Annotated in this window: 28 protein-coding genes; 19 read left to right on the top strand and 9 right to left on the bottom strand. The window is 40.2% G+C overall.

The window, feature by feature from the left end; genetic code table 11:
• Positions 1-215: 215 nt before the first annotated feature.
• The 12 genes from panB to LCM09_RS00455 all read left to right on the top strand — a co-directional run bounded on the left by panB (position 216) and on the right by LCM09_RS00455 (position 11,730).
• Positions 216-1,055 carry a 3-methyl-2-oxobutanoate hydroxymethyltransferase gene (panB, locus tag LCM09_RS00510; protein WP_224877924.1) on the top strand — a complete coding sequence of 280 codons (840 nt, stop codon included), beginning with the start codon at positions 216-218 and terminating at the stop codon, positions 1,053-1,055.
• On the top strand, positions 1,052-1,915 hold the full coding sequence (gene panC, locus LCM09_RS00505) for a pantoate--beta-alanine ligase (protein ID WP_224877921.1): 864 nt from the start codon (positions 1,052-1,054) through the stop codon (positions 1,913-1,915). Before panB ends, panC begins: the two co-directional genes overlap by 4 nt.
• Before the next feature lie 5 nt (positions 1,916-1,920).
• Positions 1,921-2,304 (top strand): aspartate 1-decarboxylase, encoded by a 384-nt coding sequence (panD, locus tag LCM09_RS00500; protein WP_224877920.1) that lies wholly within the window; start codon positions 1,921-1,923, stop codon positions 2,302-2,304.
• A 120-nt stretch (positions 2,305-2,424) separates the two neighbouring features.
• A complete protein-coding gene (gene dinG, locus LCM09_RS00495; RefSeq protein WP_224877919.1) occupies positions 2,425-5,220 on the top strand; it encodes an ATP-dependent DNA helicase DinG in 2,796 nt (931 codons plus the stop codon).
• A gap of 42 nt (positions 5,221-5,262) precedes the next feature.
• Positions 5,263-6,096, top strand: a complete 834-nt coding sequence (locus LCM09_RS00490; protein ID WP_224877918.1) for a ComEC/Rec2 family competence protein — start codon at positions 5,263-5,265, stop codon at positions 6,094-6,096.
• Positions 6,097-6,320: 224 nt separating this feature from the next.
• On the top strand, positions 6,321-6,491 hold the full coding sequence (locus LCM09_RS00485; RefSeq protein WP_224877917.1) for a YpmA family protein: 171 nt from the start codon (positions 6,321-6,323) through the stop codon (positions 6,489-6,491).
• 13 nt (positions 6,492-6,504) lie between these two features.
• Positions 6,505-6,990: a cell wall elongation regulator TseB-like domain-containing protein gene (locus LCM09_RS00480; protein ID WP_224877916.1), complete on the top strand. Its 486-nt coding sequence runs from the start codon at positions 6,505-6,507 to the stop codon at positions 6,988-6,990.
• A 24-nt stretch (positions 6,991-7,014) separates the two neighbouring features.
• Complete coding sequence (locus LCM09_RS00475) at positions 7,015-8,208, top strand: pyridoxal phosphate-dependent aminotransferase (protein WP_224877915.1); 1,194 nt, start codon at positions 7,015-7,017, stop codon at positions 8,206-8,208.
• Positions 8,209-8,320: 112 nt separating this feature from the next.
• Entirely contained in the window at positions 8,321-9,613 is a 1,293-nt protein-coding gene (asnS, locus tag LCM09_RS00470) for an asparagine--tRNA ligase (RefSeq protein ID WP_224877914.1), read from the top strand.
• 174 nt (positions 9,614-9,787) lie between these two features.
• Complete coding sequence (locus LCM09_RS00465; protein ID WP_224877913.1) at positions 9,788-10,501, top strand: DnaD domain-containing protein; 714 nt, start codon at positions 9,788-9,790, stop codon at positions 10,499-10,501.
• Positions 10,502-10,571: 70 nt separating this feature from the next.
• On the top strand, positions 10,572-11,234 hold the full coding sequence (gene nth / locus LCM09_RS00460; protein WP_224877911.1) for an endonuclease III: 663 nt from the start codon (positions 10,572-10,574) through the stop codon (positions 11,232-11,234).
• Positions 11,224-11,730, top strand: a complete 507-nt coding sequence (locus tag LCM09_RS00455) for a YpoC family protein (RefSeq protein ID WP_224877909.1) — start codon at positions 11,224-11,226, stop codon at positions 11,728-11,730. The genes nth and LCM09_RS00455 overlap by 11 nt, the downstream gene beginning before the upstream one ends.
• A 20-nt stretch (positions 11,731-11,750) precedes the next feature.
• On the opposite strand, the gene LCM09_RS00450 is transcribed toward LCM09_RS00455, so the two are convergent.
• Both LCM09_RS00450 and recU read right to left on the bottom strand, forming a co-directional pair.
• On the bottom strand, positions 11,751-14,444 hold the full coding sequence (locus LCM09_RS00450) for a PBP1A family penicillin-binding protein (protein WP_224877907.1): 2,694 nt from the start codon (positions 14,442-14,444) through the stop codon (positions 11,751-11,753).
• Positions 14,445-14,519: 75 nt separating this feature from the next.
• A complete protein-coding gene (gene recU / locus LCM09_RS00445; protein WP_224877905.1) occupies positions 14,520-15,128 on the bottom strand; it encodes a Holliday junction resolvase RecU in 609 nt (202 codons plus the stop codon).
• Between the two features lie 94 nt (positions 15,129-15,222).
• On the opposite strand from recU, the gene LCM09_RS00440 reads away from it, so the two are divergent.
• From LCM09_RS00440 to LCM09_RS00420, 5 genes are all read left to right on the top strand, one after another.
• The gene (locus LCM09_RS00440) at positions 15,223-16,188 is read left to right on the top strand and encodes a DUF2515 family protein (protein ID WP_224877902.1); all 966 of its coding nucleotides are present in this window, start codon (positions 15,223-15,225) and stop codon (positions 16,186-16,188) included.
• Positions 16,189-16,527: 339 nt separating this feature from the next.
• Positions 16,528-17,028, top strand: coding sequence for a MerR family transcriptional regulator (locus LCM09_RS00435; RefSeq protein ID WP_224877900.1), 501 nt, complete (start codon positions 16,528-16,530; stop codon positions 17,026-17,028).
• Positions 17,029-17,116: 88 nt separating this feature from the next.
• Entirely contained in the window at positions 17,117-17,497 is a 381-nt protein-coding gene (locus tag LCM09_RS00430) for a YppE family protein (protein ID WP_224877898.1), read from the top strand.
• Positions 17,498-17,634: 137 nt separating this feature from the next.
• Positions 17,635-17,886: a DNA alkylation repair protein gene (locus tag LCM09_RS00425; RefSeq protein WP_224877896.1), complete on the top strand. Its 252-nt coding sequence runs from the start codon at positions 17,635-17,637 to the stop codon at positions 17,884-17,886.
• A 53-nt stretch (positions 17,887-17,939) separates the two neighbouring features.
• On the top strand, positions 17,940-18,443 hold the full coding sequence (locus tag LCM09_RS00420; protein ID WP_224877894.1) for a hypothetical protein: 504 nt from the start codon (positions 17,940-17,942) through the stop codon (positions 18,441-18,443).
• Between the two features lie 49 nt (positions 18,444-18,492).
• On the opposite strand, the gene LCM09_RS00415 is transcribed toward LCM09_RS00420, so the two are convergent.
• Complete coding sequence (locus LCM09_RS00415) at positions 18,493-18,696, bottom strand: alpha/beta-type small acid-soluble spore protein (protein ID WP_224877892.1); 204 nt, start codon at positions 18,694-18,696, stop codon at positions 18,493-18,495.
• A gap of 172 nt (positions 18,697-18,868) precedes the next feature.
• On the opposite strand from LCM09_RS00415, the gene LCM09_RS00410 reads away from it, so the two are divergent.
• Together LCM09_RS00410 and LCM09_RS00405 are read left to right on the top strand one after the other, a co-directional pair.
• Positions 18,869-19,033, top strand: a complete 165-nt coding sequence (locus LCM09_RS00410) for a hypothetical protein (RefSeq protein ID WP_224877890.1) — start codon at positions 18,869-18,871, stop codon at positions 19,031-19,033.
• Between the two features lie 183 nt (positions 19,034-19,216).
• On the top strand, positions 19,217-20,422 hold the full coding sequence (locus LCM09_RS00405) for a D-alanyl-D-alanine carboxypeptidase family protein (protein ID WP_224877888.1): 1,206 nt from the start codon (positions 19,217-19,219) through the stop codon (positions 20,420-20,422).
• A gap of 36 nt (positions 20,423-20,458) precedes the next feature.
• Here LCM09_RS00405 and LCM09_RS00400 read toward each other — a convergent pair whose 3' ends face one another.
• From LCM09_RS00400 to LCM09_RS00375, 6 genes are all read right to left on the bottom strand, one after another.
• On the bottom strand, positions 20,459-21,382 hold the full coding sequence (locus LCM09_RS00400) for an NAD(P)/FAD-dependent oxidoreductase (protein WP_224877886.1): 924 nt from the start codon (positions 21,380-21,382) through the stop codon (positions 20,459-20,461).
• Positions 21,383-21,392: 10 nt separating this feature from the next.
• Positions 21,393-21,926, bottom strand: coding sequence for a 5' nucleotidase, NT5C type (locus LCM09_RS00395; RefSeq protein ID WP_224877885.1), 534 nt, complete (start codon positions 21,924-21,926; stop codon positions 21,393-21,395).
• Between the two features lie 107 nt (positions 21,927-22,033).
• Positions 22,034-22,129 (bottom strand): YjcZ family sporulation protein, encoded by a 96-nt coding sequence (locus tag LCM09_RS20950; RefSeq protein ID WP_224880002.1) that lies wholly within the window; start codon positions 22,127-22,129, stop codon positions 22,034-22,036.
• A gap of 158 nt (positions 22,130-22,287) precedes the next feature.
• Positions 22,288-23,670 (bottom strand): alanine/glycine:cation symporter family protein, encoded by a 1,383-nt coding sequence (locus tag LCM09_RS00385; protein WP_224877883.1) that lies wholly within the window; start codon positions 23,668-23,670, stop codon positions 22,288-22,290.
• A 143-nt stretch (positions 23,671-23,813) separates the two neighbouring features.
• The gene (locus LCM09_RS00380) at positions 23,814-24,077 is read right to left on the bottom strand and encodes a spore coat protein (RefSeq protein WP_224877881.1); all 264 of its coding nucleotides are present in this window, start codon (positions 24,075-24,077) and stop codon (positions 23,814-23,816) included.
• A gap of 13 nt (positions 24,078-24,090) precedes the next feature.
• Complete coding sequence (locus tag LCM09_RS00375; protein WP_224877879.1) at positions 24,091-24,276, bottom strand: hypothetical protein; 186 nt, start codon at positions 24,274-24,276, stop codon at positions 24,091-24,093.
• Positions 24,277-24,328: the final 52 nt, after the last annotated feature.

The following is a 24,328-nucleotide window of genomic DNA, read 5'->3' as shown; positions in this document are numbered from 1 at the left end:
ACCGCACCATGTAAGGAAAAAAACTAAAATATTCTGCCTTGATCCGAAACGGACTAGGACAGAGGGATGAAGCCGATATGTAACCTCCTGGATCGTGGAGTGTTGCGGTATGCCTGTGTTTTCACAGGCCGATTAGGGTACCCCTGTCAACCGTTAACCTCATCCAGGAGTTTTTTGTGCGGTTTTATATTCCTCTAAAAAAGGAGGAGTAAGAAATGAAAACAACGAGTGATTTCAAAAAAATGAAGCAAAACAATGAGCCGATCGCCATGTTGACCGCTTACGATTTCCCTTCTGCTAAGCTTGCAGAAGAGTCTGGGATCGACATGCTACTAGTTGGGGATTCTGTAGGAATGGTCGCGCTCGGCTATGATTCTACTGTTCCTGTAACGATGGATGATATGGTACTTCATACAAAAGCAGTTAATAGAGGAGCTCGTAAGACGTTTATTGTAAGCGATTTACCTTTCCTAACGTACCATAGCAGTACAAGTGAAACGTTAGCCCATGCAGGTCGATTAATGCAAGAAGCAGGTGCTGATGCTGTTAAGCTTGAAGGTGCGGGAGAGGTAATCACCCACATTGCTAAACTCACTTCTGCTGGTGTACCTGTTATGGGACATTTAGGACTCACACCACAGTCTGTAGGTGTACTAGGCGGGTATAAGGTGCAGGCAAAAGGAAGTGAAGAAGCAGCTCAGCTTCTTGAAGATGCGAAAGCGATCGAACGTTCTGGTGCCTTCGCCCTTGTCCTTGAATGTGTGCCACAGCAGTTAACAGAGATTGTTACGAGTGAGCTTTCGATTCCAGTCATCGGAATAGGAGCAGGTATACAGGCAGACGGACAAGTGCTCGTCTATCATGATCTAATCGGTTATGGGAGTGGGCATGTCCCTAAGTTTGTGAAGCAGTATGCACAAATAAGCGGGACTGTTTCACATGCCATTCATTCATATATTGAAGATGTCAAAAAGCAAGCGTTCCCCGAGCAGAAGCACTCTTTCAATATGAAAGAAGAACAGCTCGCATCGATGTATGGAGGGAAGAAGGCATGAAGATAATTTCTGGCATTAAAGATATGCAAGCTGAAGCAAAAAGACAAATGAAACTTGGTCATTCGATCGGGTTTGTTCCTACGATGGGGTTTCTTCATGAAGGGCACATAAGCCTTGTAGAAGCAGCTCGAAAACAAAATCACATCGTCGTGATGAGTGTATTTGTAAACCCTCTTCAATTCGGTCCAAACGAAGACTTTGATCGTTATCCAAGAGATATAAAGCGTGATGAAGAGTTAGCGAGAGAAGCCGGTGTAGATATATTGTTCTACCCTCATGTAAGTGAGATGTATCCGGAAGATCGTACGACAACTCTTACTGTTAATAGAAGGGTCGATACCCTTTGTGGTGAATCTAGACCAGGGCATTTCGATGGTGTAGCAACGGTTGTTCTAAAGTTATTTCAAATCGTTTTACCTGATCGCGCATACTTCGGATTGAAAGATGCGCAACAAGTTGCAGTTATTTCAGGGCTTGTAGAAGACTTTAATGTTCCGGTTGAAATTGTCCCATGTCCAATCGTTAGAGAGAGTGATGGTCTAGCGAAAAGCTCGCGTAATGTGTACTTGACACCCTCAGAGCGAACGGACGCCTCAGAGCTTTCAAATAGCTTACGAGCAGCGAAAGAAGCGATCAGCAGTGGGGAATCAAGTGCTCTTCACATTAAGAAAATAGTAGAGTCCAAACTACAAGAAACTGTCGGTACAATTGACTACGTAGAGGTACTCTCCTATCCAGAACTTAAGCCCATCGACACAATCGATGAAGATATTATTGTGGCTGTTGCTGTGCAGTTCTCAGCAGCAAGGCTCATTGATAATGCCATTATTACAAGAAGTGGAATACCGATAGGAGTGTAAACAGAATGTTTTTGACGATGATGAAAGGTAAAATCCATCGAGCGCGTGTTACAGAAGCAAACCTAAACTATGTTGGAAGTATTACCATTGACGAGGACATTATAGAAGCAGTAGGAATGCTACCGAATGAAAAAGTTCAAATCGTAAATAATAATAATGGTACAAGGTTAGAAACGTACATCATTCCAGGAGAAAGAGGTTCTGGTGTTGTGTGTTTGAACGGTGCGGCAGCAAGACTTGTGCAACCTCAAGATGTCATCATTATCGTTGCGTACGGTATGATGACTGAAGAAGAAGCAAAGCATTTCACACCTCGCGTAGCAATTATGAATGAACGAAATGAAATCGTAGATATGATCGGAGCAGAACCTGCTTCCACCATTTTATAGTCGAAAAAGCTCTGGAAACAAATCCAGAGCTTTTCTTTATAAAAAAATTTTCCGTTCTACATAAAAAGTGATAAAGTTATACAGGTGAGAGTAAGGTTTTAAGCAACTGGAGTGAAACGAATGAACCGCTATACAGTTATAGATTTTGAAACGACGGGAAATTCTCCAAAAAATGGAGACCGTATTATACAGATCGGTTTGGTTGTGATCGAAGAGGATAAGATCGTAGATCGCTACTCTTCCTTTGTGAATCCTGAACAGCCACTACAATCATTTATTCAACAATTAACAGGAATTACCGATGAGGATTTAGAGGACGCTCCACTTTTTGATGAAGTAGCTCCAGAGCTACTCAAACGACTGGATGGAGCTTATTTTGTTGCGCATAATGTCAGGTTTGACCTAAACTTCATGAATGCAGAGCTTGATGAGAGCGGATATGAACCATTCTCAGGACCTATTCTTGATACGGTTGAACTTGCAAGGATCTTTCTTCCTCAAGCAGAAGCTTATAAATTATCTTGGTTAGCTGATCATCTTGCTATCGAACATAACAATCCGCATCAGGCAGACAGTGATGCGGAAGTAACGGGTGAATTACTTCAGTATTTATTCAATAAACTTGAGTCACTTCCTGTAGTGACGTTGAAGCAGTTAGCAGAGCTAAGCCCAAGATTATTTAGTGACCTAGAAAATATCCTTCAGGAATTAGTGGAAACGAAAGAAGCATCCATCGAACCTGAAGGGGACTTTGAGATCTTTCGTGAAATTGCGCTAAAGAGACAATCTGAACCTATAGAAACAGACCCATTGAAGGAAGCTATCCTATTTCAAACGATTCAACAAGACCTGGATAAAACGATGGCTACCATCATTCCTGGATACGAAACACGTGATGGACAAAATGACATGATGAGAAGTGTTGCGGATGCTTTTGAATCGAACCATCATGTGTTGGTCGAAGCTGGGACAGGGATTGGAAAGTCTCTAGGTTATCTATTACCAGGTGTTGTTCATGCAAAGAACACGCGTAAACCAGTCGTCGTAAGTACACATACGATACAGCTGCAAGAGCAATTACTTCAGCGTGATATACCGTTTTTAAAAGAGATTTTACCATATGATTTTGAAGCAACTGTTCTAAAAGGTAGAAGTAACTATCTTGATATGACGAGGTTTGAACAACAGTTATTACAATTCGAAGATAACAACTATGACACCATTTTAACGAAAGCTCAGATATTAGTGTGGCTACTCGAAACAAATTATGGTGACGTGGAAGAGCTCAACCTTTCAAGCGGAGGAAAACTCTTTTGGCAACAAGTGAAAAGCGATGCAACCGTATCTGCAAATCACCGGTCACCATGGTTCTCTAGAGACTTTTATCATCGTCGAAAACGGCTAGCCATGAGTGCTGATCTCATTATTACGAACCATGCACTCTTGTTTAGTGATTTGATCAATGACCATCAGCTTTTACCTGCGTACCAGCAGGCAATCATCGACGAAGCGCACCACTTAGAAGATATTGCTACTGAGTTCTTTGGTGTGAAAACGGACTATTTTTCTATTCTGCAAGGATTTGTAAGAATGGGTTTGAAAGATGGAGACGGTCTATATGGAAAAACGATTGGCATCCTAAAGGACATTGGCGTTGAAGTAGATGAGATGACATCAGAAATTGAAACATATGTGAAAACAATTTTGTCAGATCTTGATGAGCTTTTCAGAATGTTGCACAGATATGTTCAGAAGAATATCAATCGATCGAATGAAATCGGACGATTAAGCTATCGCCTAACGGAAGAGAATGGTTCGTCTTGGGATGCGATTCAAGAAGCCGCACATAGACTCGTTTTTTACTTGAAAGATCTCGATAAATTATTAATAAAGATCGAAAAGGAATTGGATCTAAATGAGGAAGAGTTAACTCGTGAGCAGATTAACGCTGCGGCTGATTTCAAAGGATTACATGCATCTGTATTAGAAGAATTGGCCAAAGTGGACTATCTATTGTTGCAAGATAAATCAAATGACGTAAAGTGGGTAGAGATTGATCCAAAAGGTGCGATCAATTCAGCGTTTCTATTCAGTCGTCCTGTAGAAGTTGGCGAGTTATTATCTGAAGAGTATTTCGGAAAAAAGAAGAGTATTCTTCTTACCTCTGCAACATTGACAGTCAGAAACTCGTTCGACTTCATTATTAAACGATTAGGACTTGAAGAATACGGACCAAAAACGTATCGCTACGAGTCACCGTTCAACTATGCTGAGCAAGCAAGGTTAATGATTCCAACAAACCTCCCTATGATAAAAGACGTTTCTGATCATCAGTTCGTCGATCATATTACAGATGCAATTTTGAAAATAGCAAGGGTAACAAGAGGAAGGATGCTCGTTTTATTTACGTCTTATGATATGCTGCGAAAAGCACATATAAGGATGAAGGAGCTTATGCAGTATGATGATCTAACCTTGATTAGTCAGGGAGTAGACAGTGGAAGTCGTGTGAGATTAACGAAGAACTTTAAAGAAAGTGATGATGCGATTTTATTCGGCACGAGTAGCTTCTGGGAAGGTGTCGATATCCCAGGGGAAGATCTAAGCTGTCTTGTGATCGTTCGTCTGCCATTTTCTCCACCAGATAACCCGGTCTTCCAAGCAAGGTCTGAAAAGCTAAAACATGCAGGAGGCAACCCTTTTATGGAGCTTTCTCTTCCTGAAGCGATCATAAGATTCAAGCAAGGGTTTGGTCGCCTTGTTAGATCCCAAAAAGACAGAGGTGCGGTATTCGTCTTCGATAAAAGGATTGTTTCGACGAGGTATGGAAGCTTGTTTGTAAAGTCCTTACCAGATGTCCCTATGATTAAGGGAGATGTGGATGAGCTTGTGAACGAACTTGATCTGTGGTTATAAATAAACATTTCGTCACACACTACTTTCAGGGGTGGTAGTGTGATGAAAAAAATGATGATGTTAACCTTTTTACTATTCGTTCTAACAATCAATACTGGTGGTTCAAACGCACCTATACAATCAGTCGATCTAAACTTAGAACATCAAGAAATTGCGGTTACATTCTTCGACTTATCAATAGGAGAAGCAATATTAGTCCAGGATCCTATTGGTGGAAATGTTTTAATTAACACGGGTAGTTCTTCATCGGAAGAAGAGTTGATCAAACGGTTGCAAATGTACCAGGTAAAGGAAATTAATAAAATTTGGCTAACGAACGCAGATGAAGCTTATTCTGGTAATACCAACTCTTTACTTCGTTATTTTAATGTGAAAGAAATCGTGGCACCTGCACAGCTTGTAGAATCGTTAATTCAAGAAATACCATCACAAACAAAAGTGAGTAATCTGAAGGTGAAAGAGTCGATTGAAATTGTGGAAGGGGCAGCGATCGATATCCTTCACATATCTAACACAGGTGTGGCAACATTTATGCTATCCTTAGGTAGTCAAGACTTATTAGTGATGGGTGAGACCGATCGAGCACTTGAAGAAGAACTCGTTGATTCTGGTAAAACGGCCGAAGTATTGAAAGTTGCGAACTTCGGTAGTGATGTAGGAACAACTTCAGAGTTCTTGGATGCGATCAACCCTCAAATGGCCGTCATCTTTCGTCACAAGAAAATAGACATCGGTGAAGCTGTTCTCGAACGGCTCAGTGAAAATTGGACTGAAGTGTATTATCCATATCGAATAGGTAGTGTTACACTACGGATGCAAGAGGATGGATACGATGTGATCACCATCCCAACTAAGAAATCACCAAGTGGTCTCTGAACAATAAGTATTGCAAAATACGCGAACTTATTTAAAAATAAGGTAAGGTCAGAAATAGAAAAGCCTGCGTCTAACGCAGGCAATTGTTGGATAGTGGGGCGAGTATTACGGTTTGCACCGTTCCCGCTTTTGCGGTACTTTTAGTTTGTCACGAAGAAAGCAAACTATAAGTAGCAAATATTTGCGTTGATGGAATATCCAAACTAAATAGGGAGATGACACGAGTGGAGAGTAATATCGAAGTATTATCAACAGTGAAAGTTACAAAATCCCTTGATATTTACAAAATCGTAGACGCGTTAAATCGAACGTTGAAAGAAAGGGATTTAATGTTTGGTCTGGCCCTTGATGAAGAGGATCAGGAAAAGATGGTTTTTACTATCTATCGTACATAAATAGGGTGTTCGTATGCGAATTTTCTGGATAATATTAGTTTTAGTTCTTGGTGTAGGGATTTGGCAGGGTTTCTCTTTTTATCATTCAATTAAAGAAAGCCCTGACAAGTTAGAAGAGAAAGCCAAACGTGTTGCAGAATTAAACACAATAGAAGAAACGATTCATTACCATGGCACAAATGGCGCTTATGTGGTGTTCAGGGGGAAAAATGATGAGGGAGAGAGCGTATATACTTGGGTTCCTGAAAAAAAGGAATCTTCTGTTACAAAAAAAGCAGATGATGGTGTAACCTCAGAAGTCGTTAAGTCAAACTTAACGGAACGATTTTCCCCTTCAGAAATAATCAATATCAAGCCAGGAATAGAAGTTAATCAAGAAGGAAAAGAAGTACTTGTTTGGGAAGCAACGTTTGTAGATGCCAATGATCGATATACGTTTGCATACTACTATTTCAGTAACGGTGAATACTGGCGCTCAAGAAGCATTAAACAAAGTTAAGGAATACGAAGGAGGAAGAGTGGGATGAAACTATCTAACAGAGTGGCGGCACTTACGCCTTCTGCCACACTAGAGATTACAGCCAAAGCAAAAGCATTGAAAGAAGAAGGTCACGATGTGATCGGTCTTGGAGCTGGTGAGCCTGATTTTAATACTCCAGAACATATTCTTTTAGCTGCTGAGAAAGCAATGAAAGATGGCTTAACAAAGTATACGCCAGCAGGTGGAATTCTTCCCCTTAAGAAAAGCATCATCACTAAATTTGAAAGTGATCAGAACATCTCGTATACACCTGAAGAAGTGATCGTTTGTACAGGAGCGAAGCACGCTTTGTACACGCTTTTCCAAGTCATCCTGGATGAAGGTGACGAAGTGATCATACCAACTCCGTATTGGGTAAGCTACCCTGAGCAAGTTAAATTAGCAGGCGGTGATCCTGTATATGTTGAAGGCAAGGAAGAAAATGAGTTTAAGGTGTCAGTTGATCAACTAAAAGAAGTTGTTACATCAAAGACGCAAGCGATCGTGATCAATTCTCCTTCCAATCCTACAGGTTCCATCTACTCGGCAGAAGAGTTAGAGAAAATCGGAGCGTTCTGTCTTGAAAACAATATTCTCATTATCTCTGATGAAATCTATGAGAAGCTTGTTTACGAAGGTGAGAAACACACATCGATCGCTCAACTTTCGAATGAGTTAAAAGAACAAACCGTTGTGATCAATGGTGTGTCGAAATCCCACTCGATGACAGGTTGGAGAATAGGATACGCAACAGGGAATAGGAAAATCATTAAAGCTATGACTAACCTAGCGAGTCACTCAACATCGAATCCAACTTCGATTTCTCAATATGCAGCACTTGCGGCCTACGAAGGCACTCAAGAACCTGTAGAGACGATGAATAAAGCATTTGAAGAGCGACTTAACATCGTACATCAGCGTTTGAGTGAGATTCCAGGTTTTACGTGTGTGAAGCCTAAAGGTGCATTCTATCTTTTCCCAAATGCGAAAGAAGCAGCAAAATCGACTGGTTTCGATTCTGTAGATGCGTTTGTTAAAGGACTGTTGGAAGAAGAAAAGGTTGCACTCGTACCAGGATCAGGATTCGGGTCTCCTGACAATGTTCGTCTTTCGTATGCGACTTCTTTAGATGTTATTCTTGAGGCGATTACGCGAATTGAACGTTTTGTAACATCTAAACAAACGTCAGCAGTCTAAGTATGTTGTAGAACAAAGAGTGGACAGGTATAATACAAAGTGATTACGATTAAGAGGCTATCTAGAAGTGTATGGCCCACACGTTTCTATATAAGTTGGAGGGAATTAAGAAGTGAAAACGACGATTTCAAACGTAAGTAAAAAAGTCGAGCAAACTGTAACGATAGGAGCATGGCTACATAATAAACGCTCTAGCGGCAAGATTCAGTTCTTACAGCTACGAGACGGTACTGGATTTATTCAAGGTGTCATGGTGAAGAAGGAAGTTTCAGAAGAAGCTTGGGAAGCTGCAAAGGGACTTACGCAAGAGTCTTCTGTTTGGGTTACAGGAACTGTCCGTGAAGATGATCGTTCACAGTCAGGTTATGAATTAACCGTTACGGACATTGAATTAATTCACGAAGCAGTGGATTATCCGATTACTCCGAAAGAGCATGGAACGGAATTTCTTATGGATAACCGTCACCTTTGGATCCGTTCTCAGCGTCAAAACGCGATCCTGCGTATTCGTAATGAAATCATTCGAGCAACTTACCAATTCTATAACGAAAATGACTTCGTAAAGATTGACCCACCGATTTTGACTGGTAGCTCAGCAGAAGGTACAACTGACTTATTCCATACGAAATACTTTGAAGAAGATGCTTATCTTTCTCAAAGTGGTCAGCTATACATGGAAGCAGCGGCTATGGCTTTTGGAAGAGTCTTCTCATTTGGACCAACGTTCAGAGCAGAGAAGTCAAAGACACGTCGTCATCTAATTGAATTTTGGATGATCGAACCTGAGATGGCATTCATGGACCACGAGGAAAGCCTTGAAGTTCAAGAACAATATGTAAGTTTCCTTGTGAAATCCGTACTTGAGAATTGCCAGATCGAATTGAAGACTTTAGGACGTGACGTAGCGAAGCTTGAAGCTATTCAAGCGCCATTCCCTCGCATTTCGTATGATGATGCGATTACGTTATTGAAGGAAAAAGGATTTACTGATATTGAATGGGGAGAGGACTTCGGTGCGCCTCATGAAACGGCGATCGCAGAAAGCTTTGAGAAGCCGGTCTTCATCACAAACTATCCTAAGGATATTAAAGCATTCTACATGAAGCCTGATCCTGAACGTGAAGAAGTTGTTCTATGTGCAGACTTGATCGCTCCTGAAGGATATGGGGAGATTATCGGTGGTAGTCAGCGTATCGATGACCTTGCTCTTATGGAAAAGCGTTATGAGGAGCATGGTTTAACAGATGAAGCGTATAAATGGTATTTAGAACTACGTAAGTACGGATCTGTACCGCATTCTGGATTTGGTCTTGGACTAGAAAGAACTGTCGCATGGCTTTCAGGCGTGGAGCACGTTCGTGAAACCATTCCATTCCCTAGACTTTTAAACAGATTGTATCCGTGATAAACTAACAATGCTATGGCGCTTCTTTCTTTATGAAGGGAGCGTCTTTATATGAGAAAATTGCCGTATTTTTTTACACTGGTTAAAAAGGGATACATTGAAAATGATCAATCGATGGTTTTCTCCCCATCACAAAATGCCGGCATGCTATAATGAAAGGTAGAGGTGGATGGGATGAAGAAAGAACATATTATTCAATTGTTGAACGGGGGACACGTGTCAATACCGAGGCTGTTACTAAACCATTATGCTACAGTAGGGCTTCATGAGGAAGACTGCTTCTTTTTAATAAAGCTACATGGGTTTATAGAGCATGGTAACTCGTTTCCTACTCCTGAGGAACTCGCGTCTGAAATGACGTATACGCCTCAAACGTGCATGGATAAAATACAGCAGCTCATGCAAAAAGGCGTCTTAACAATTGATGAGCATCGTGATGAAGAAAAAGGGTATTATTCCGAAGCCTATTCGTTACTTCCACTTTGGGAACGAATCTTTACGAAGTTAGAGCAGCAAGAAGCTGAATCAAAAGCTGAGAAGAATGCACAGAATGAAGAGAGTCTCTATACTCTTTTTGAACGAGAGTTTGCAAGACCTCTTTCTCCAATTGAATGTGAAACACTTGCGATGTGGATCGATGGTGATAAGCATGAACCTGAACTTATTAAAGCAGCATTAAAAGAGTCAGTACTTGCAGGGAAATTAAACTTCCGCTATATTGATCGTATATTGTTCGAATGGAAGCGAAATAATATCCAAACAATTGATCAGGCAAGGGCTTACGGAGAGAAGTTTAGGAAGCGTCAATATGAAAAAAAAACACCATCATCTAAGTCTGAGAACACAACAAATACGAGTGCTCCAATCTATAATTGGCTCGGTAAATAGACAGACGATAAGGTGATGAAACGGGAGCTAACCTCCCGTTTTTTTTACGTTAATGGAAGGAGGGCTATTGTTGTTAACAAAGCCACAGATTCGAACTGTACTAGATTCAATGCAAGAAATGTTCCCCGATGCGCACTGTGAGCTTCATCATTCTACACCATTTGAACTGACCATTGCGGTTGTTCTATCTGCACAGTGTACGGATGCACTCGTTAATAAAGTAACACCTGGTCTCTTTGAAAAGTACAAGAAACCTGAGGATTATTTAGAGGTTCCTTTAGAAGAGTTAGAAAACGACATTAGAAGGATAGGTCTATTTAGAAATAAAGCTAAGAATATTAAAAAGCTCGCTCGTATGGTGGTAGAAGAGTATGGAGGGAAGCTCCCACAAGATCGTGATGAGCTAATGCTATTACCAGGAGTAGGGCGAAAAACAGCGAACGTCATAGCATCTGTTGCCTTTGATCTACCTTATATCGCTGTGGATACTCATGTGGAGCGAGTTAGCAAGCGGCTAGGTATCTGCAGATGGAAAGACTCTGTGCTTGAAGTTGAAAAAACGCTAATGAGAAAGATCCCTAAAGATGAATGGTCCGTATCACACCATCGCTTTATTTTCTTTGGGAGATACCATTGCAGGGCTCAATCACCTAAATGTGAGATTTGTCCACTTTTAGATTTGTGTAGAGAAGGGCAAAAACGAATGAAGAAACGTGCACAAAATGGGAAATAAAGAAGTGATTTCGAGCGAACTTATGCATTCTTTATTTTTTAATGAATTTGATTGGCATGAAGAATTTCAAACAAGTAGTAAACGTAACCCATTCAGCTACGAAAGAAGCGCGCGTCAAACGAATCGTGCGTATCCATGGTATGCGCCTGCACCGTATGTGAAAGCATATTTTGAACAATGGAATGAAGTCCATCTGAATATAGGAACGCTGTTTTCTAACAGGAATAAGAAGGAAGCTAGTATAGAAATGGTTTATCAAATCGGCTATTTCATAGAAGCTTTGTTCTGGATAAATGAAGAAATGGCACTTGTAGGTCTGTGGCAAGAGAAGTTTACATGCATAGAAATTGCACCAATTAATGGAAAAGAACGATTGCAGTACGTTATCGATCACTATGATCATTACACAGCTTTTGTCCAATTACGTGAGCTTGTAAATGATCTTCATAAAAAGTGGATGAAAAATGAAGCCATAAAGAAAAGCCAATCGGAATAAGTCCGATTGGCCTTTTGCTATCAATTGTTTTGCGGAATTAAATCGGTGGTAGAGCCCTCGTTGTCTTCTTCAGGCTTTGTGCCATCACTTCCATTGCCTTGACCATTTCCTTGCCCACCGGTATTTCCACTGCCATTTCCATTTCCACCATCGCCTTGATTGCCGTTACCCTGACCGTTTCCGGATCCATCGTTACTAGATCCGTCATTGCCGGAGTCATCGGAAGTGCCATCATTGCCACCGTTGGAGTTACCCTGACCATCACCATTTCCTTCATTGTTTCCATCGCCTTGGTTATCGTTACCTTCACCTTGGCCGTCCTGATCAGTTTCTTCATTTTCTTCTTCTTCAGGCTCAGGTTCCTCTTCTTTTGGAACAGTGACGGATGTTTGTGCAGATTTCGATGTAACCCCTGTATCTGAAACGATAGCCGTTACTTTAAACGTAAATTCGCTTCCAGGAGATACGTTGTCGACCGAAACAGCCGTATTGCTGGATTCTGAGATCGTAGCGTATTCACCGCCATCAACACTCATTTCGACTTTATACGTGTAGTCTTTCTGTCCACCTGGCTTCCAAGAAACTGAAATACTGTTAGAAGCTTCGTCATATTGAGCGGATAGGTCTTTCACACCTTCAGGTTGTTGATATTTATTAGACGTTTTTTCTGGTGTATGACCTTTTACGAATAGTTCATAAACGATTTGATCTTTTGGTGTGTAATCACTTGGTAATAAACCAGTTTCTTTCTCTACACCTACTTCTACAACAGAATCTGGTTTTTTGAAGTCTGCTGTATTGATCCCTTCAGAAACTCTACGCATGATTTCTCTAAAGAGAATCTTTGATGTATCATCTTCACCTTTACTTGAATCAAGATAATGGCTATTCGGAGAGTTGAACCCTGTCCAAACTGCCATAGAATACTCCGTCGTATACCCAGCGAACCAAGCGTCTCTCGTAATTCCTGAAGTTGGGAACCCTTTTGATTCAACTACATCTTGAGGGTGGTTCGTTGTACCTGTTTTTCCTGCAACAGGTAAGCCAGAAATCTTAGCATCAGTTCCAGTTCCGCTTGTCACAACAGTTTTTAGCATATCTGTAATCATATAAGCCGTGTAGTCTTTCATTGCTGTGACTGATTCAGGCTCGAGATTAATTTCTCGTCCATCTGGAAATACAACTTTTCGGACCGTGTGTGGTTTATTGTAATTACCATTGTTACCAAATGCAGCATATGCTCCTGCCATTTCGAGTGGAGAAGAGCCAAATGATCCGATCGCTGCTGTTGGTACCATATTCTCGTCCTCCAGTCCAAGCCCAAGCTTATTAGCGAATTCCTGAGCAGGACCTTCGCCAACTTCCGTAAATGTATTAACCGCAGGTACGTTGTAGGACCACTCTAGCGCTTTTCTCATAGATACTTGTCCACGATATTTACGGTCCCAGTTCCTTATAGGGTGACCATTAATTTCTAGTTTCTCATCCTTAATCGATCGCCCTGTTGACCACTGCATATTTTCAATCGCAGGACCATAAGAGATGATTGGTTTCGCTGTAGATCCTGTTTGAAGATTGTCTGTTGTCGCATACGGAATGACGCTTTCATCTTTCCGCGTTTCTCCAATTGCACGAACAGAGCCTGTCTTCGTATCGAGTAGGACAAGACCTGACCTCATATAGTCATTTGTGTAATTATAGTTAGAAATAACATCATTCGTAATTTCTTGAGCGTTTGTATCTAACGTCGTGTGAATCGTTAATCCGCCAGAATAAATATCTTTTTCAGATATATCTTTTCTTTCTTGTAGTTCTTTAACGACACGATCGATAAATACTTTGTATTGCTCACCGGTTTCGTCTTTATTACTTTCAACGACCATATCACTTACTTTGATCGCACTATATTTTTCTTGCTCTTCTGCAGTGATGACACCTTGTTTCTTCATCAAGCTAAGAACGGTGTTTCTACGTTCTTCTGCTACTTCTGGATGATCGAATGGGTCATATGCTGTTGGACGTTGAGGTAGTCCAGCAAGCAATGCTGCTTCACCAGGAGTTAATTCATCTTCAACGATGTTCTTGTCGAAATAAGTTTCTGCTGCATCTACTACTCCCCATGCACCATTTCCGAAATAAATCTTGTTCAAGTACATCTCAAGAATCTGATCTTTCGTGTATTGCTGTTCTAGTTTGATGGAAAGGTAAGCTTCTTGTACTTTTCGCTCTAGAGATTTTTCTGACGTGAGAAGCGAGTTTTTAATAACTTGCTGTGTAATCGTACTTGCACCTTCTGCACCGAAACCTTCCTTGAAGTTAGCAAGGACAGCTCCACCGATACGCCTAGGGTCTATACCAAAGTGTTCATAGAATCTTGTATCCTCTACAGAAACAAAGGCGTTTTTTACGATATCTGGAATTTCATCGATTTTGGCTACTTCTCTCGATTTACTTCCTGCAAGCGTTTGAACTTCTTCATCGTTCCTGTCGAGAATGACAGAAGATTGTGGGTTTGCTAGCGAATCTGGATCTAGCTCTGGAGCGTTATTGATGTATGCGATCGCTGTAATTCCTCCTGCAGCGATACCGATCAAAAACAATACAACGAGAGAAAGGAGTACCTTTTTGAACGTTCCTTTCTTTCCTTTTTTCTTCCCTTTTGATTTAGGACTTTTCGTTTTACGTCTTTCTTGACGAGAGTTATATTCACTCATGCATATTCCTGCCTTTCAAACCAATACTCTTTATAGGATTCGATACAATCCCTTATTTTATGAATGCGCTAAAAACTAGCAATAATTGAAATACATTTTATCAATAATCTTCATATAGTCAATGCGTGGCTGAAAAGAATATGGGATCTTGATTCCATTCCGTTCAATATCTTGTTTTTTAATCGATTTTCTACCACCATTTGTCATTTCACACCAGTGGTGCAATAAATGCGAAGCATCATAGAAGAAAACTTCGTCAGAGGTAGAGAAGCGTAAAATGATGAAACAAATGCCATCCTGGTCTATGACTTGCTTCATATGAGTTATCTGATGCTCATGGAAGTTATTTAAAGGAAAAGACGTTTTATTTTTCGTCTCTTTGGCTTCAAAATCAATATATCTTCCTTTATAGACTCCATTGTAGTCAGTAGTGGAAGCTTGTTTGAAATAGGCTTCTTTAATAACGGCTGCACTTCGTTTTGGGTAATCGACATTAACAATTTGAACAGGTGTTGGTTTTTTATGAATAACTGCTTTGCCTACCGAGAGATAATAAGTATTACTTTTGTTGATGTCTTCTTCAAGGGTCATTCCGCGGTTGCTATATGATTTTTGTTTCTGACTTGCAAGCTGATTCTGAGCCGAAGGGACATACGGCTTTCCGTTCGGATATCGAATCGGCAATCTAACCATCCTTTCTGTAGAAGCTACTTCAACTATTCTACTCTAATTATAACGTCTTGCACGACCAAAATGTTTCAAGCAGGTGAAAAAAAGATTGAAAAAGAAGATGGGGATTACTAAGACAGAGCTAGAAGAAATTAAGAAAATTACTACAAGAGGAAACAAGGATAATATTTCACGTACCGTATTTTATCAAGCTTATTTTAAGCGCAATCCTGAGATTAAATGGGCATTCTTAGCGTCCATGGTTTCAAGAAATGCGGGATGGAGCATGGGAGATTTACGAGGTGAATGGTTTCCTAAGGTATTATCAGACGAACAGATCACCACATTGTTTCTTACATATGAACGTGCGAACTGGACCATTTTTGAAGACGCATTTCCTCAGCTTTTGCTATATGAAAGAAGTAAACAGTCAAATAGCTCCATTATGTCAGCTCTGAGTGAATTCAATGTATCAGCTTTTATGCAGCAAGAATGGGACGTGTTCTTTGAAAGTAGGGATGAAGAGCGGTTGATGAAGGCATTAATCATAAATGAACAGCATGTTATCGAACGCCCAGTGCTGTACCATCATAGCTACCAAAAAAAGGTTTTCCATTCTTTCCTTTTCAATGTGCAGGAGTGGTTTCATTTTAGTACGGTTCTCTTTCCAACTAGAAATGGAAAATTGTACGGAGTCACAGTAAAGGGGTTTCGACATACGAAGAAAAGGGTGGAGTTAGGGAAAAAGCTAGCAACGTTATTGTTTCATCCAGCTCTTTTCTCATCGTTTTATGAGTTCGCGTTAAAAACCCCTGCAACAGGAAACCGCTACGATTATGAAAAGTATATGGGGAAAAGAAAGGAAGGACCGCTGTTAAGGGAAGCTTTTCCAATCGTATCTCATCATCAAAGAGAAAAAGTGGAATGGTTTAAAGGAAGGAGGCAAATCTCTTCCATGTTATCAAAAGAGGTTCACCTTCCACATACCGATGATTTGACAGAATGGTATCAAAAGAAAAGGAGTCAGTTAAAAATAGGAATAGAGCTTGAGAACATGATAAAACCCAGGGGATAGCGTGTATCCCCTGGGTTTTATGTTGAAGGACGATTTGGTCCTTCTAGCTTCTTGTTACCATAACCAGTTCTTGTTTCTTCTTGTGAAGGTTGTGTGTTTCTTGCAGGTTTTTGTAACTTGCGTTTTTTTGTCATCTCACTACACCTCCTGTCAATAGTGTGAGCAGATGTTACAAAATCATTCGTTCAGCTGTCGAATAAGTTTCTCTTTATCAGGAAATCACTACCTTTGGCGAAACGCTTCTAGTTTTGTCAGTGAAGAAGGCGATAGCACACTTAAGGAGAATTATACAATTACAAAACAGGCGGAAGCCTAAAATGAACGAAAGGATGGGATTTCATGTTGGTAAAAACGAAGCAAGTTTCTGATGAACTTGGAGTGAATCCTACTACTGTTCAGAGATGGGTGAAATTCTTTGATTTAGATTGTGAGAAAAATGAACTCGGTCATTTTTTATTTAGCGAGGAAACCATCACAAAGCTGAAACACATTCAAGAAGAGTTGCGTAGGGGTCAATCTATGGAAGAGATCAAGACGACTGATCAAGGTACGAAAAAGCCAGTCGCTAAAGTTGTTTCACAAGAGAAATTTGAACAGAGACTCGATCGTTTCTCTGTTAGACTTGAGCAGCTTGAAAAACAGTTAGAAAAGAAGGCAGATGAAGTGATTACAGTTCAAGTGCTGCAACACCGTGCTGAACTCGATGAGCTCGTTAAGAAAGTCACTCGTATCGAAGAAAAATTAATGGAGCTTGAAGAGCATACATCTATTCAAGAAGCAGTGGGCCAGTCATCAGGAAAAGTAAAGCGTCCCTGGATTATGAGTTTATTTAGTTTCTAATAAGGAAGCTAAATCAATATGCTGGCCTTATGTCCACGTTGGATATAAGGTTTTTTGTTTGTGATTGAAGAAGGGGATTTGTGTTAGGATGGATAAGATGGGAGTGACTGTCATGAATGAGAAGTTAATAATAAATACAAAACAATTGATGGAAATAACAGAGGAAGCGCGGCTGCAGTACGTGAACCGTACTCAACTCGATACATACGAGGTTGATTTTTATGGTGAAGTCAAACCGTTCGCAGATCGTGCGCTTGCCTTATTAAAAGAATGGGAGCCTTTAGCGAAAGAATGGGTGATCGAGAATAAACCCAAATATTTATATCCCATTCAAATAAAAAATACGTATGAAAATCTAGAAATGGTTTCTGTTATTGCCTGGCAAAAGGATACAGGACCTAAGAAGTTTAATGAGAGAGTACAATCGATCGAATATGTGCTCGAAAAGATACTCGAACAAACAGAATAACGTTCATCCAAACTGTCGAGAATGCCTCGACAGTTTTTTTTGACAGTTGTTCGTGTACGATTGTTTAATTTCACGTACTGTATTAATTGAATAGTTTTCCTTTTTTCATAAATACTAATAAAAAAGGGAGTGACATTATGACAGCTTACTTATGTCCAAGATGTAAAACAAATCGATCGAGGTTTAACAAATTAGAGCAGAAGGTTACGTCGGTTAAAATGGACCCAGAATCAGGTGAGGTTATGTCGATCATGGGAGAAGGAGAGATGGATCCTTTTCATATGGAATACAGAGGTCCTGAATATCGAATACAATGTGCAACATGTGGTGAGATTGCAGATGAAGAAACGTTTATCCAATTTGCACGCTCACATCCAAGGGGTTCATAGACGTTATCCATACCCAGTTCATGATATAGTAGGGAGACTGGGAGGTTTGAGATATGTTCGATCCAACAATATATGAGAATGTTAAAGTTGTCCTTGAAGGTGAGTTATACGATCGAGATCTAGACGGTGAGATCACTATAAGTAACCGAAGCGATCTGGTTGATCTAGCGACTCTTTCAAGGACCTATGTCGTTACTTTTGAAGAAAATGAGAAGGTTATAAGTACGATAAACCTTCATGCAAGTCTTGAGAGTTTTAGCGCTGAGCAGCTACAGTTAGAGGACATAGAGCCTGGTTGCGAGTTAAAGCTGAGTTTTGAAATGGCTGTTCGCGATAAAGGGATATGTGATGAAATCTATAAACTGATTAAGAAGATATGGGGCGATCGTCCTTATGTAAGTCAAACGCTTTCTTATAAATATCGACAGGAATCAACGATAATGAATAAAATTGATCTTGAGTTCAATCGTCAAATCAATGAAGATCAAATAAGTGATCTTACGACGATTGTTGATTATACCATTCGTACAGCTAATGAATTAGCTGAGCTAAAATGAAAAAGGCGGAAAGCATCCGCCTTTAACTATCCATACTTATTAGTTGATCTTAGTACTTGCCGCCGCCAAGTTGCTGTTCAGCCATTTGGACAAGGCGCTTTGTGATTTCTCCTCCAACAGATCCGTTAGAACGAGAAGTGGAGTCTGGACCAAGCTGTACGCCAAATTCTCTTGCAATTTCATACTTCATTGAATCTAAAGCTTGTTGTACACCAGGGACTACCAAGTTGTTTGAGCTATTGTTATCTGCCATGTTGTACACCTCCTTGCTCCTTATCATGTACAAAGGGATAGTCCCTTATCCAAAAATCTATTGGTAGATATTGGGCTTGTGATGAATGTTTAGAATATTCAAAAAGGATTCAAAGAATCTGAGTCGAATAGTACTAGAGAGATTGGTAAGAGCATACTGGAGGGGAAATAACATGGATCGGTTCATAAAAAAATCGGGTATTTATCAAAACCTTGAAAAAAGAAGATGGGAATACTGGCTCGTATTAACGGATGAGAATAAAATACTTGTTTCCTGGCTATGTTGGACAGCTCCTCAGGAAATTTTTGAACAATGGAAGCATTCGAATGTTTCGTAGGGGTCGCCTATGCGGCTTTTATTTCATTACAATTCTTTTACATTAAAATTTTTAGAGCAATAATTGTTGTTGCTGGTCATTGGTTTCTTTTATAATGGTATAGGTGAGTCTATTGTACTAGACAGTGGATGGAATAAGTGTACGAACTCTTTTTAATACCATTTTAAAGAAAGAGGAGCTCCTATGGTCGCAAAACAAAGGTGGTTAATGATTTTTGTCGCTTATTTTATTACGGTAAGTGTTTTTCCTACTTCAATCTTAGCGGAAGAACCAAACATAAAAAGTGAGTCGGCAGTACTGATTGACGGCAAGACCGGTCAAATTCTATATGAGAAGAACAGCAGTAAAGAAATGTATCCAGCAAGCATCACAAAGATTGTGACAGCAATACTAGCAATTGAATCAGGGAACTTAAGTGAACCTGTCGAAGTCAGTAGTCGAGCTCGAGAAGTCGATGGAACGAGAGTGTATTTAGCTGAGGGAGAAACGCTTCCCCTAGAAAAGCTCGTTAAAGGCATGATGATTAATTCAGGTAATGATGCGGCTGTTGCGATAGCAGAGCATTTAAGCGGGAGTGTAGAAGCTTTTGCAGATGAGATGAATGCATTTGCAGAGAACGAACTAAATCTCGAAGATACTCATTTTACGAATCCTCATGGATTATTTAATGAAAATCACGTAACCACAGCATCAGATATGGCCAAGATTACGCAATATGCAATGAAAAATGAAGAGTATCGCGCTATTGCTGGTTTGAAAGAAATGGACTGGAAAGGCGAAGAGTGGGATACAACCCTTATTAATCACCATCGCCTACTATTGGATTATGACTATGTAACAGGTGGAAAGAATGGATATGTTTCGAAGTCTGGGTTCACTCTTGTTACAAGTGCATCACAAGATGACCGCGAATTAATCGCAGTTACGATGAAAGCGAGCAGCAACAATACTGCTTACCAAGATACCCTCAGGCTGTTAAACTATGGGTTCAATGAGTTTTCGCCAGTGGTATACAAAGAGGGAACAGAAATTGGGACTCTTGAGGATACAAATTACACACTATCTAAAGATCTGACATTGTTAAATAACTCGGATGGTGAACCGGAGTTAACAATAACGAAAGAAGGGGTTATGGAATCGAATATTGGTTCAATCACCTCAATACTGGATTCATCACTCTTAGCAAGCAAATCTCTAAAAGAAGATTCCTCAACAAAAGTGGAAGAAGTCGCATCCGTCAAAAAAGCTGACGAAAAGAATGAATCGAACAATGAGTGGTTGAATCTTGCCATTCTGTTAATAGGAATAGGGATGTTTATCTTTATTTTACTTGCGTTATTCTTAAGTAAAAAGTCTTCTTCACGTCGAAGATCACGAACTTTTCCATAATATAGAAAAAGACTGCAGTGAACACTGCAGTCTTTTTCATGATTCATTTACGTTTTCTAAATAAAGAGATAAGCTCTTGACTGCCGTCATCCCTTGACCAGCAGCAGAGGATATACTGGATAATAGTGGTCTTGTACATACATCTCCAGCAGCATAAACATATGGTAAAGAGGTTTTGCCCGCTTTATCACATATAAGATACCCTTCTGCATCACATTCAAGACCATTTATGAACTGTGCCGTATTTGGCTCAACTCCAATTCTTATAAATACACCTGCAACACATGTCTCATATGTACTCTGCTTCTTCATATAAGATAATTGCTTTTCATTCGTTCCTTGTATCTTTGTTACGACAGTGTCTGTTAACACTTCGATAGAAGGGTGAAAAAAGACTGGATCACGAAATTCTTTTCTTGCTTTAAAAGATGAAGAGCGATGCATCAATTGCACAGTCGCGCCTGCTTCTGCAAGAAGAAGCGCCCCTTCAAAGGCGCGATCACCTCCACCAATTACGGCAACTTTCTTCCCTGTAAACCTATCGCGATCTCGAGTAGCAGAATATACCTCTTTATTGTCGATCATTTCTTGTTCACCTGGTATCTTTAGTTTCTTAGGTGAGGAGCCCGTAGCGATGATTAACGATTTGAATGTATACGTAGCAGTATCGGTTTGCAATGTCTTGTTATTAAGATCAACATCTTTAATTGGAATACTTGTACATACTTCACATCCGAGCGTTTTTGCATGATGGACCATTTGTTTTTTGAGGGAAGGCCCATTTTCTGAAACGACACCTGGGTAATCAACAATCTTATTGTTGATCGATGATAGTTGCCCTCCGAGTTCTTCTCTTGATTCTAACAATACATGGTCCAATCCTAATCGCTTAGCCCAAATCGCTGCAGAAATTCCTGCCGGGCCTCCTCCTATTATGATGAGATCTTTTTTTAGGAACAACTGTTTTTCCTCACTTTCTCATAGAAAGCCATTTCTCAAATTCAAGCCAGCTTTTCACGCGCGGCACATCGACATCCTTGTTGTAAGGGTAATTCATGGCGAGCGCTGTTCTGCCCGTATCACGAAATGCTTCAAGGTTGTGCGGAGCATCATCGAATAAAAGGTCACCTCGGATCATGTCTTTACGATGGGTAAAGATTATGTTTCGCTTTCCTATGAAAGGAAGGTGTTTTTCCACCCATAACTCCTTTTCCGTGTAGGCATATGTACGACTGCTTGTAACAATTAAGAGCTCGTAGTGTTCTGACAATCTTTCTAGTACCTCAATAGCGTTTGGGAGAGGTGATAGCGAAAGAAAAAGCCCTGGCTCATCTAGATACTCATATATTTTGGTACCGCACGCTTCTTTTACATAGTCTTCTGACCGCCAACATTCAAGCTTCTCTACATTCAAATTATCATTGTAATCCTCATTATAGCGTTTATGCCATTCAGTCATTAAGTCACAAATAACCGAATCCATATCGATTAATAACGTTTTCAAATTCTTCACTTCCTTATGACTCTTTCAAAATAATCATATCAGTCATGGGGTTACCTTACAATTTATAAAAAAAGACAGGAACGATATGTTCCTGTCTTCGCTATCTATCACTTTACAAAAGCAGCACCTACGATGATGAGTAAGATAAATAGAACAACGATTAACGCAAAGCCATTGCCATTATTACACCCATAATAAGGCATGCTTGCACCGCCGACCTGGTTATATGGCTCATTTGGATATGGTGCATTTCCATAATTCATAATTGTGGTCCCCCTTAGACTTTCTCTTTCTTTATCACTATATGCATTCGTCTAGAAACGATATAGGCAAGAGCGGAAAAACAAGGGGATTACCTATTTCATCCACTAAATGTTTGATCTTTCTTTTGTGATTGTTTTAAGAAATTATGTTTGTAGTCGTCCGTCATTTCTTTTACTTCTTTACTTAAGAATAAGATTGCGATGACGTTTGGTATGACAAACAGAGCTAGTGTAATATCCACTAATTCCCATACAAATTGAAGTCCTCCAATTGCGCCTACAAATACAGCGGCTATATAAACGAATCTCATCACTTTTGAAGCCTTAGAACCATATAAGTATTCTGCTTGTTTTTCTCCATAAAAAATCAGGACACCGATCGTACTAATAACAAAAATGAGAAGAAGGGATGAAACAAATATAGGCCCCCATGTTTCTCCCATTAAGCCAGCGAAAGCATCTGATACCATGTCAGAAGCTTTCGAAGGCTTTACATCCTTCCAAGCACCAGACACGAGAACGGTAAAGGCTGTCACTGTACAAAGGACGATCGTATCAATAAATACGCTGAATATGCCCCATAACCCTTGACGACTAGGGTGAGGGGTTTGTGCTGCCGAATGCGCGATCGAAGCTGTTCCCATACCAGCTTCATTCGAGTATAAGCCTCGGGCAAGACCCCAACGAACCGCTGCAGCAAATCCTGCTCCTGCAAAACCCCCAGCGGCAGAGATGGGTTGAAAGGCATGTACGAATATTAATTTCATAACTTCAGGGAATTGATCGATATTAATGACCATGACCCCGATCGCGCCTCCAATATATGTAAGGATCATAAACGGTACGATTTTTTCTGCAACTGATCCGATTCTTTTTATTCCTCCAAATACGACGATTGTGATGAGTACCATCAGGATGATTCCAGTTAACCAAGTTGGGAGGCCAAATGACCCTTCTGTAAGTGTAGAAATAGAGTTAGTTTGAACCATAACACCAGGAATAATTTCGATCATAAGTCCAAAAGCAAATAACCATGATGCAAACTTCCAGTTCAAACCTTTTCGTATGTAGTACATAGGTCCACCAACAAATACGCCATCTTTGTTTTTCTCTCGATACTTGATCCCCAAAACGATTTCAGAGTATTTTGTTGACATACCGATAATCGCGACGACCCACATCCAAAAAATTGCCCCAGGACCACCAAATGCAATCGCAACAGGTACACCTACGATGTTTGTAGCCCCAGCGGTTGAAGCAAGTGCAGATGTGAAAGCTTGAAAAGGTGAAATCGTGCCATCGCCTTTTTCTTTTTCAAAAATTTTTCCGATCGTGTGCTTTAGTGCGTGAGGAAAGAAGAGGATTTGGAAGAATCCTAATCGGATGGTCAAGAAAAGCCCTCCACCTAAAAGTAGAATCATCATCGGATAGCCCCAGATAAAACCTGAGAATTCCGTGACGGCATTCATAAAAGTCTCCATAAGTATCGCTCCCTAAGAATATACTGTATAACGTAAATATCCATAATTAGGGAATGTGAAACGCGATTTAGTAGGAAATAAGTGAAATGGCATAAAAAAACAGCCAGATTGTTCCGGCTGTTAGGTATTATGGAGGAGTTTTTTTATTGCTGAGGCTGTTGAGGTCCGTTAAGCTGATTCTTTACGTTTTGAACTTCCTGCATATCTGCAGGTTCGGCTGGTTGATAGTAGCCTTTTTGTTTTGCATATTGATAAAGACTGTATTGTCTTTGTTCATCTGTATTGCGTATTTGTTGAAGTGCTTGTCTAAGCTGTTGGTTATCACATTGTGAAATGACGCTTCCATATTCGCTCAAGCTTCCATTAAGAGCTGATAAATAATCGTTCACCATATCTTTTTCATTCATCACGTACTCCTCCTTAACCTAAAAATGACATAAGTTGTTGTTTTGTATTTCTTGCATCTTGTGCATCTTTTTGCAGCATCTGTTTCAACTCAGGACACGTACACGTCGCTGCATAGTCATCAAGCTTATTCGCTAGCGTTTCGTGACCACCGATCATGTGGCGAAGGTTTTGTAACTCCAATTCGTTTAACTGCTCCATGGGATTCCCTCCTTAAATTCAATCACTCTTAATATTGAATGATGAGGAGGTT

Origin of the sequence: Guptibacillus algicola (genome assembly GCF_020171805.1) — a bacterium.
Lineage (GTDB): Bacteria > Bacillota > Bacilli > Bacillales > Guptibacillaceae > Guptibacillus > Guptibacillus algicola.
The sequence above is the reverse complement of the archived record's forward strand: the minus strand, read 5'-3'. Positions and strand labels throughout refer to the sequence as shown.

Coding starts and splice junctions, on each gene's coding strand:
- LCM09_RS00425 (WP_224877896.1), top strand. CDS start 17,635: ATGACAGCTTACTTATGTCCAAGATGTAAAACAAATCGATCGAGGTTT.
- panC (WP_224877921.1), top strand. CDS start 1,052: ATGAAGATAATTTCTGGCATTAAAGATATGCAAGCTGAAGCAAAAAGA.
- LCM09_RS00405 (WP_224877888.1), top strand. CDS start 19,217: ATGGTCGCAAAACAAAGGTGGTTAATGATTTTTGTCGCTTATTTTATT.
- LCM09_RS00435 (WP_224877900.1), top strand. CDS start 16,528: ATGTTGGTAAAAACGAAGCAAGTTTCTGATGAACTTGGAGTGAATCCT.
- LCM09_RS00410 (WP_224877890.1), top strand. CDS start 18,869: ATGGATCGGTTCATAAAAAAATCGGGTATTTATCAAAACCTTGAAAAA.
- LCM09_RS00415 (WP_224877892.1), bottom strand. CDS start 18,696: ATGGCAGATAACAATAGCTCAAACAACTTGGTAGTCCCTGGTGTACAA.
- LCM09_RS00430 (WP_224877898.1), top strand. CDS start 17,117: ATGGATAAGATGGGAGTGACTGTCATGAATGAGAAGTTAATAATAAAT.
- LCM09_RS00385 (WP_224877883.1), bottom strand. CDS start 23,670: ATGGAGACTTTTATGAATGCCGTCACGGAATTCTCAGGTTTTATCTGG.
- LCM09_RS00455 (WP_224877909.1), top strand. CDS start 11,224: ATGGGAAATAAAGAAGTGATTTCGAGCGAACTTATGCATTCTTTATTT.
- LCM09_RS00465 (WP_224877913.1), top strand. CDS start 9,788: ATGAAGAAAGAACATATTATTCAATTGTTGAACGGGGGACACGTGTCA.
- LCM09_RS00420 (WP_224877894.1), top strand. CDS start 17,940: ATGTTCGATCCAACAATATATGAGAATGTTAAAGTTGTCCTTGAAGGT.
- LCM09_RS00490 (WP_224877918.1), top strand. CDS start 5,263: ATGAAAAAAATGATGATGTTAACCTTTTTACTATTCGTTCTAACAATC.
- LCM09_RS00375 (WP_224877879.1), bottom strand. CDS start 24,276: ATGGAGCAGTTAAACGAATTGGAGTTACAAAACCTTCGCCACATGATC.
- LCM09_RS20950 (WP_224880002.1), bottom strand. CDS start 22,129: ATGCCTTATTATGGGTGTAATAATGGCAATGGCTTTGCGTTAATCGTT.
- LCM09_RS00475 (WP_224877915.1), top strand. CDS start 7,015: ATGAAACTATCTAACAGAGTGGCGGCACTTACGCCTTCTGCCACACTA.
- panD (WP_224877920.1), top strand. CDS start 1,921: ATGTTTTTGACGATGATGAAAGGTAAAATCCATCGAGCGCGTGTTACA.
- LCM09_RS00450 (WP_224877907.1), bottom strand. CDS start 14,444: ATGAGTGAATATAACTCTCGTCAAGAAAGACGTAAAACGAAAAGTCCT.
- panB (WP_224877924.1), top strand. CDS start 216: ATGAAAACAACGAGTGATTTCAAAAAAATGAAGCAAAACAATGAGCCG.
- dinG (WP_224877919.1), top strand. CDS start 2,425: ATGAACCGCTATACAGTTATAGATTTTGAAACGACGGGAAATTCTCCA.
- LCM09_RS00380 (WP_224877881.1), bottom strand. CDS start 24,077: ATGAATGAAAAAGATATGGTGAACGATTATTTATCAGCTCTTAATGGA.
- LCM09_RS00480 (WP_224877916.1), top strand. CDS start 6,505: ATGCGAATTTTCTGGATAATATTAGTTTTAGTTCTTGGTGTAGGGATT.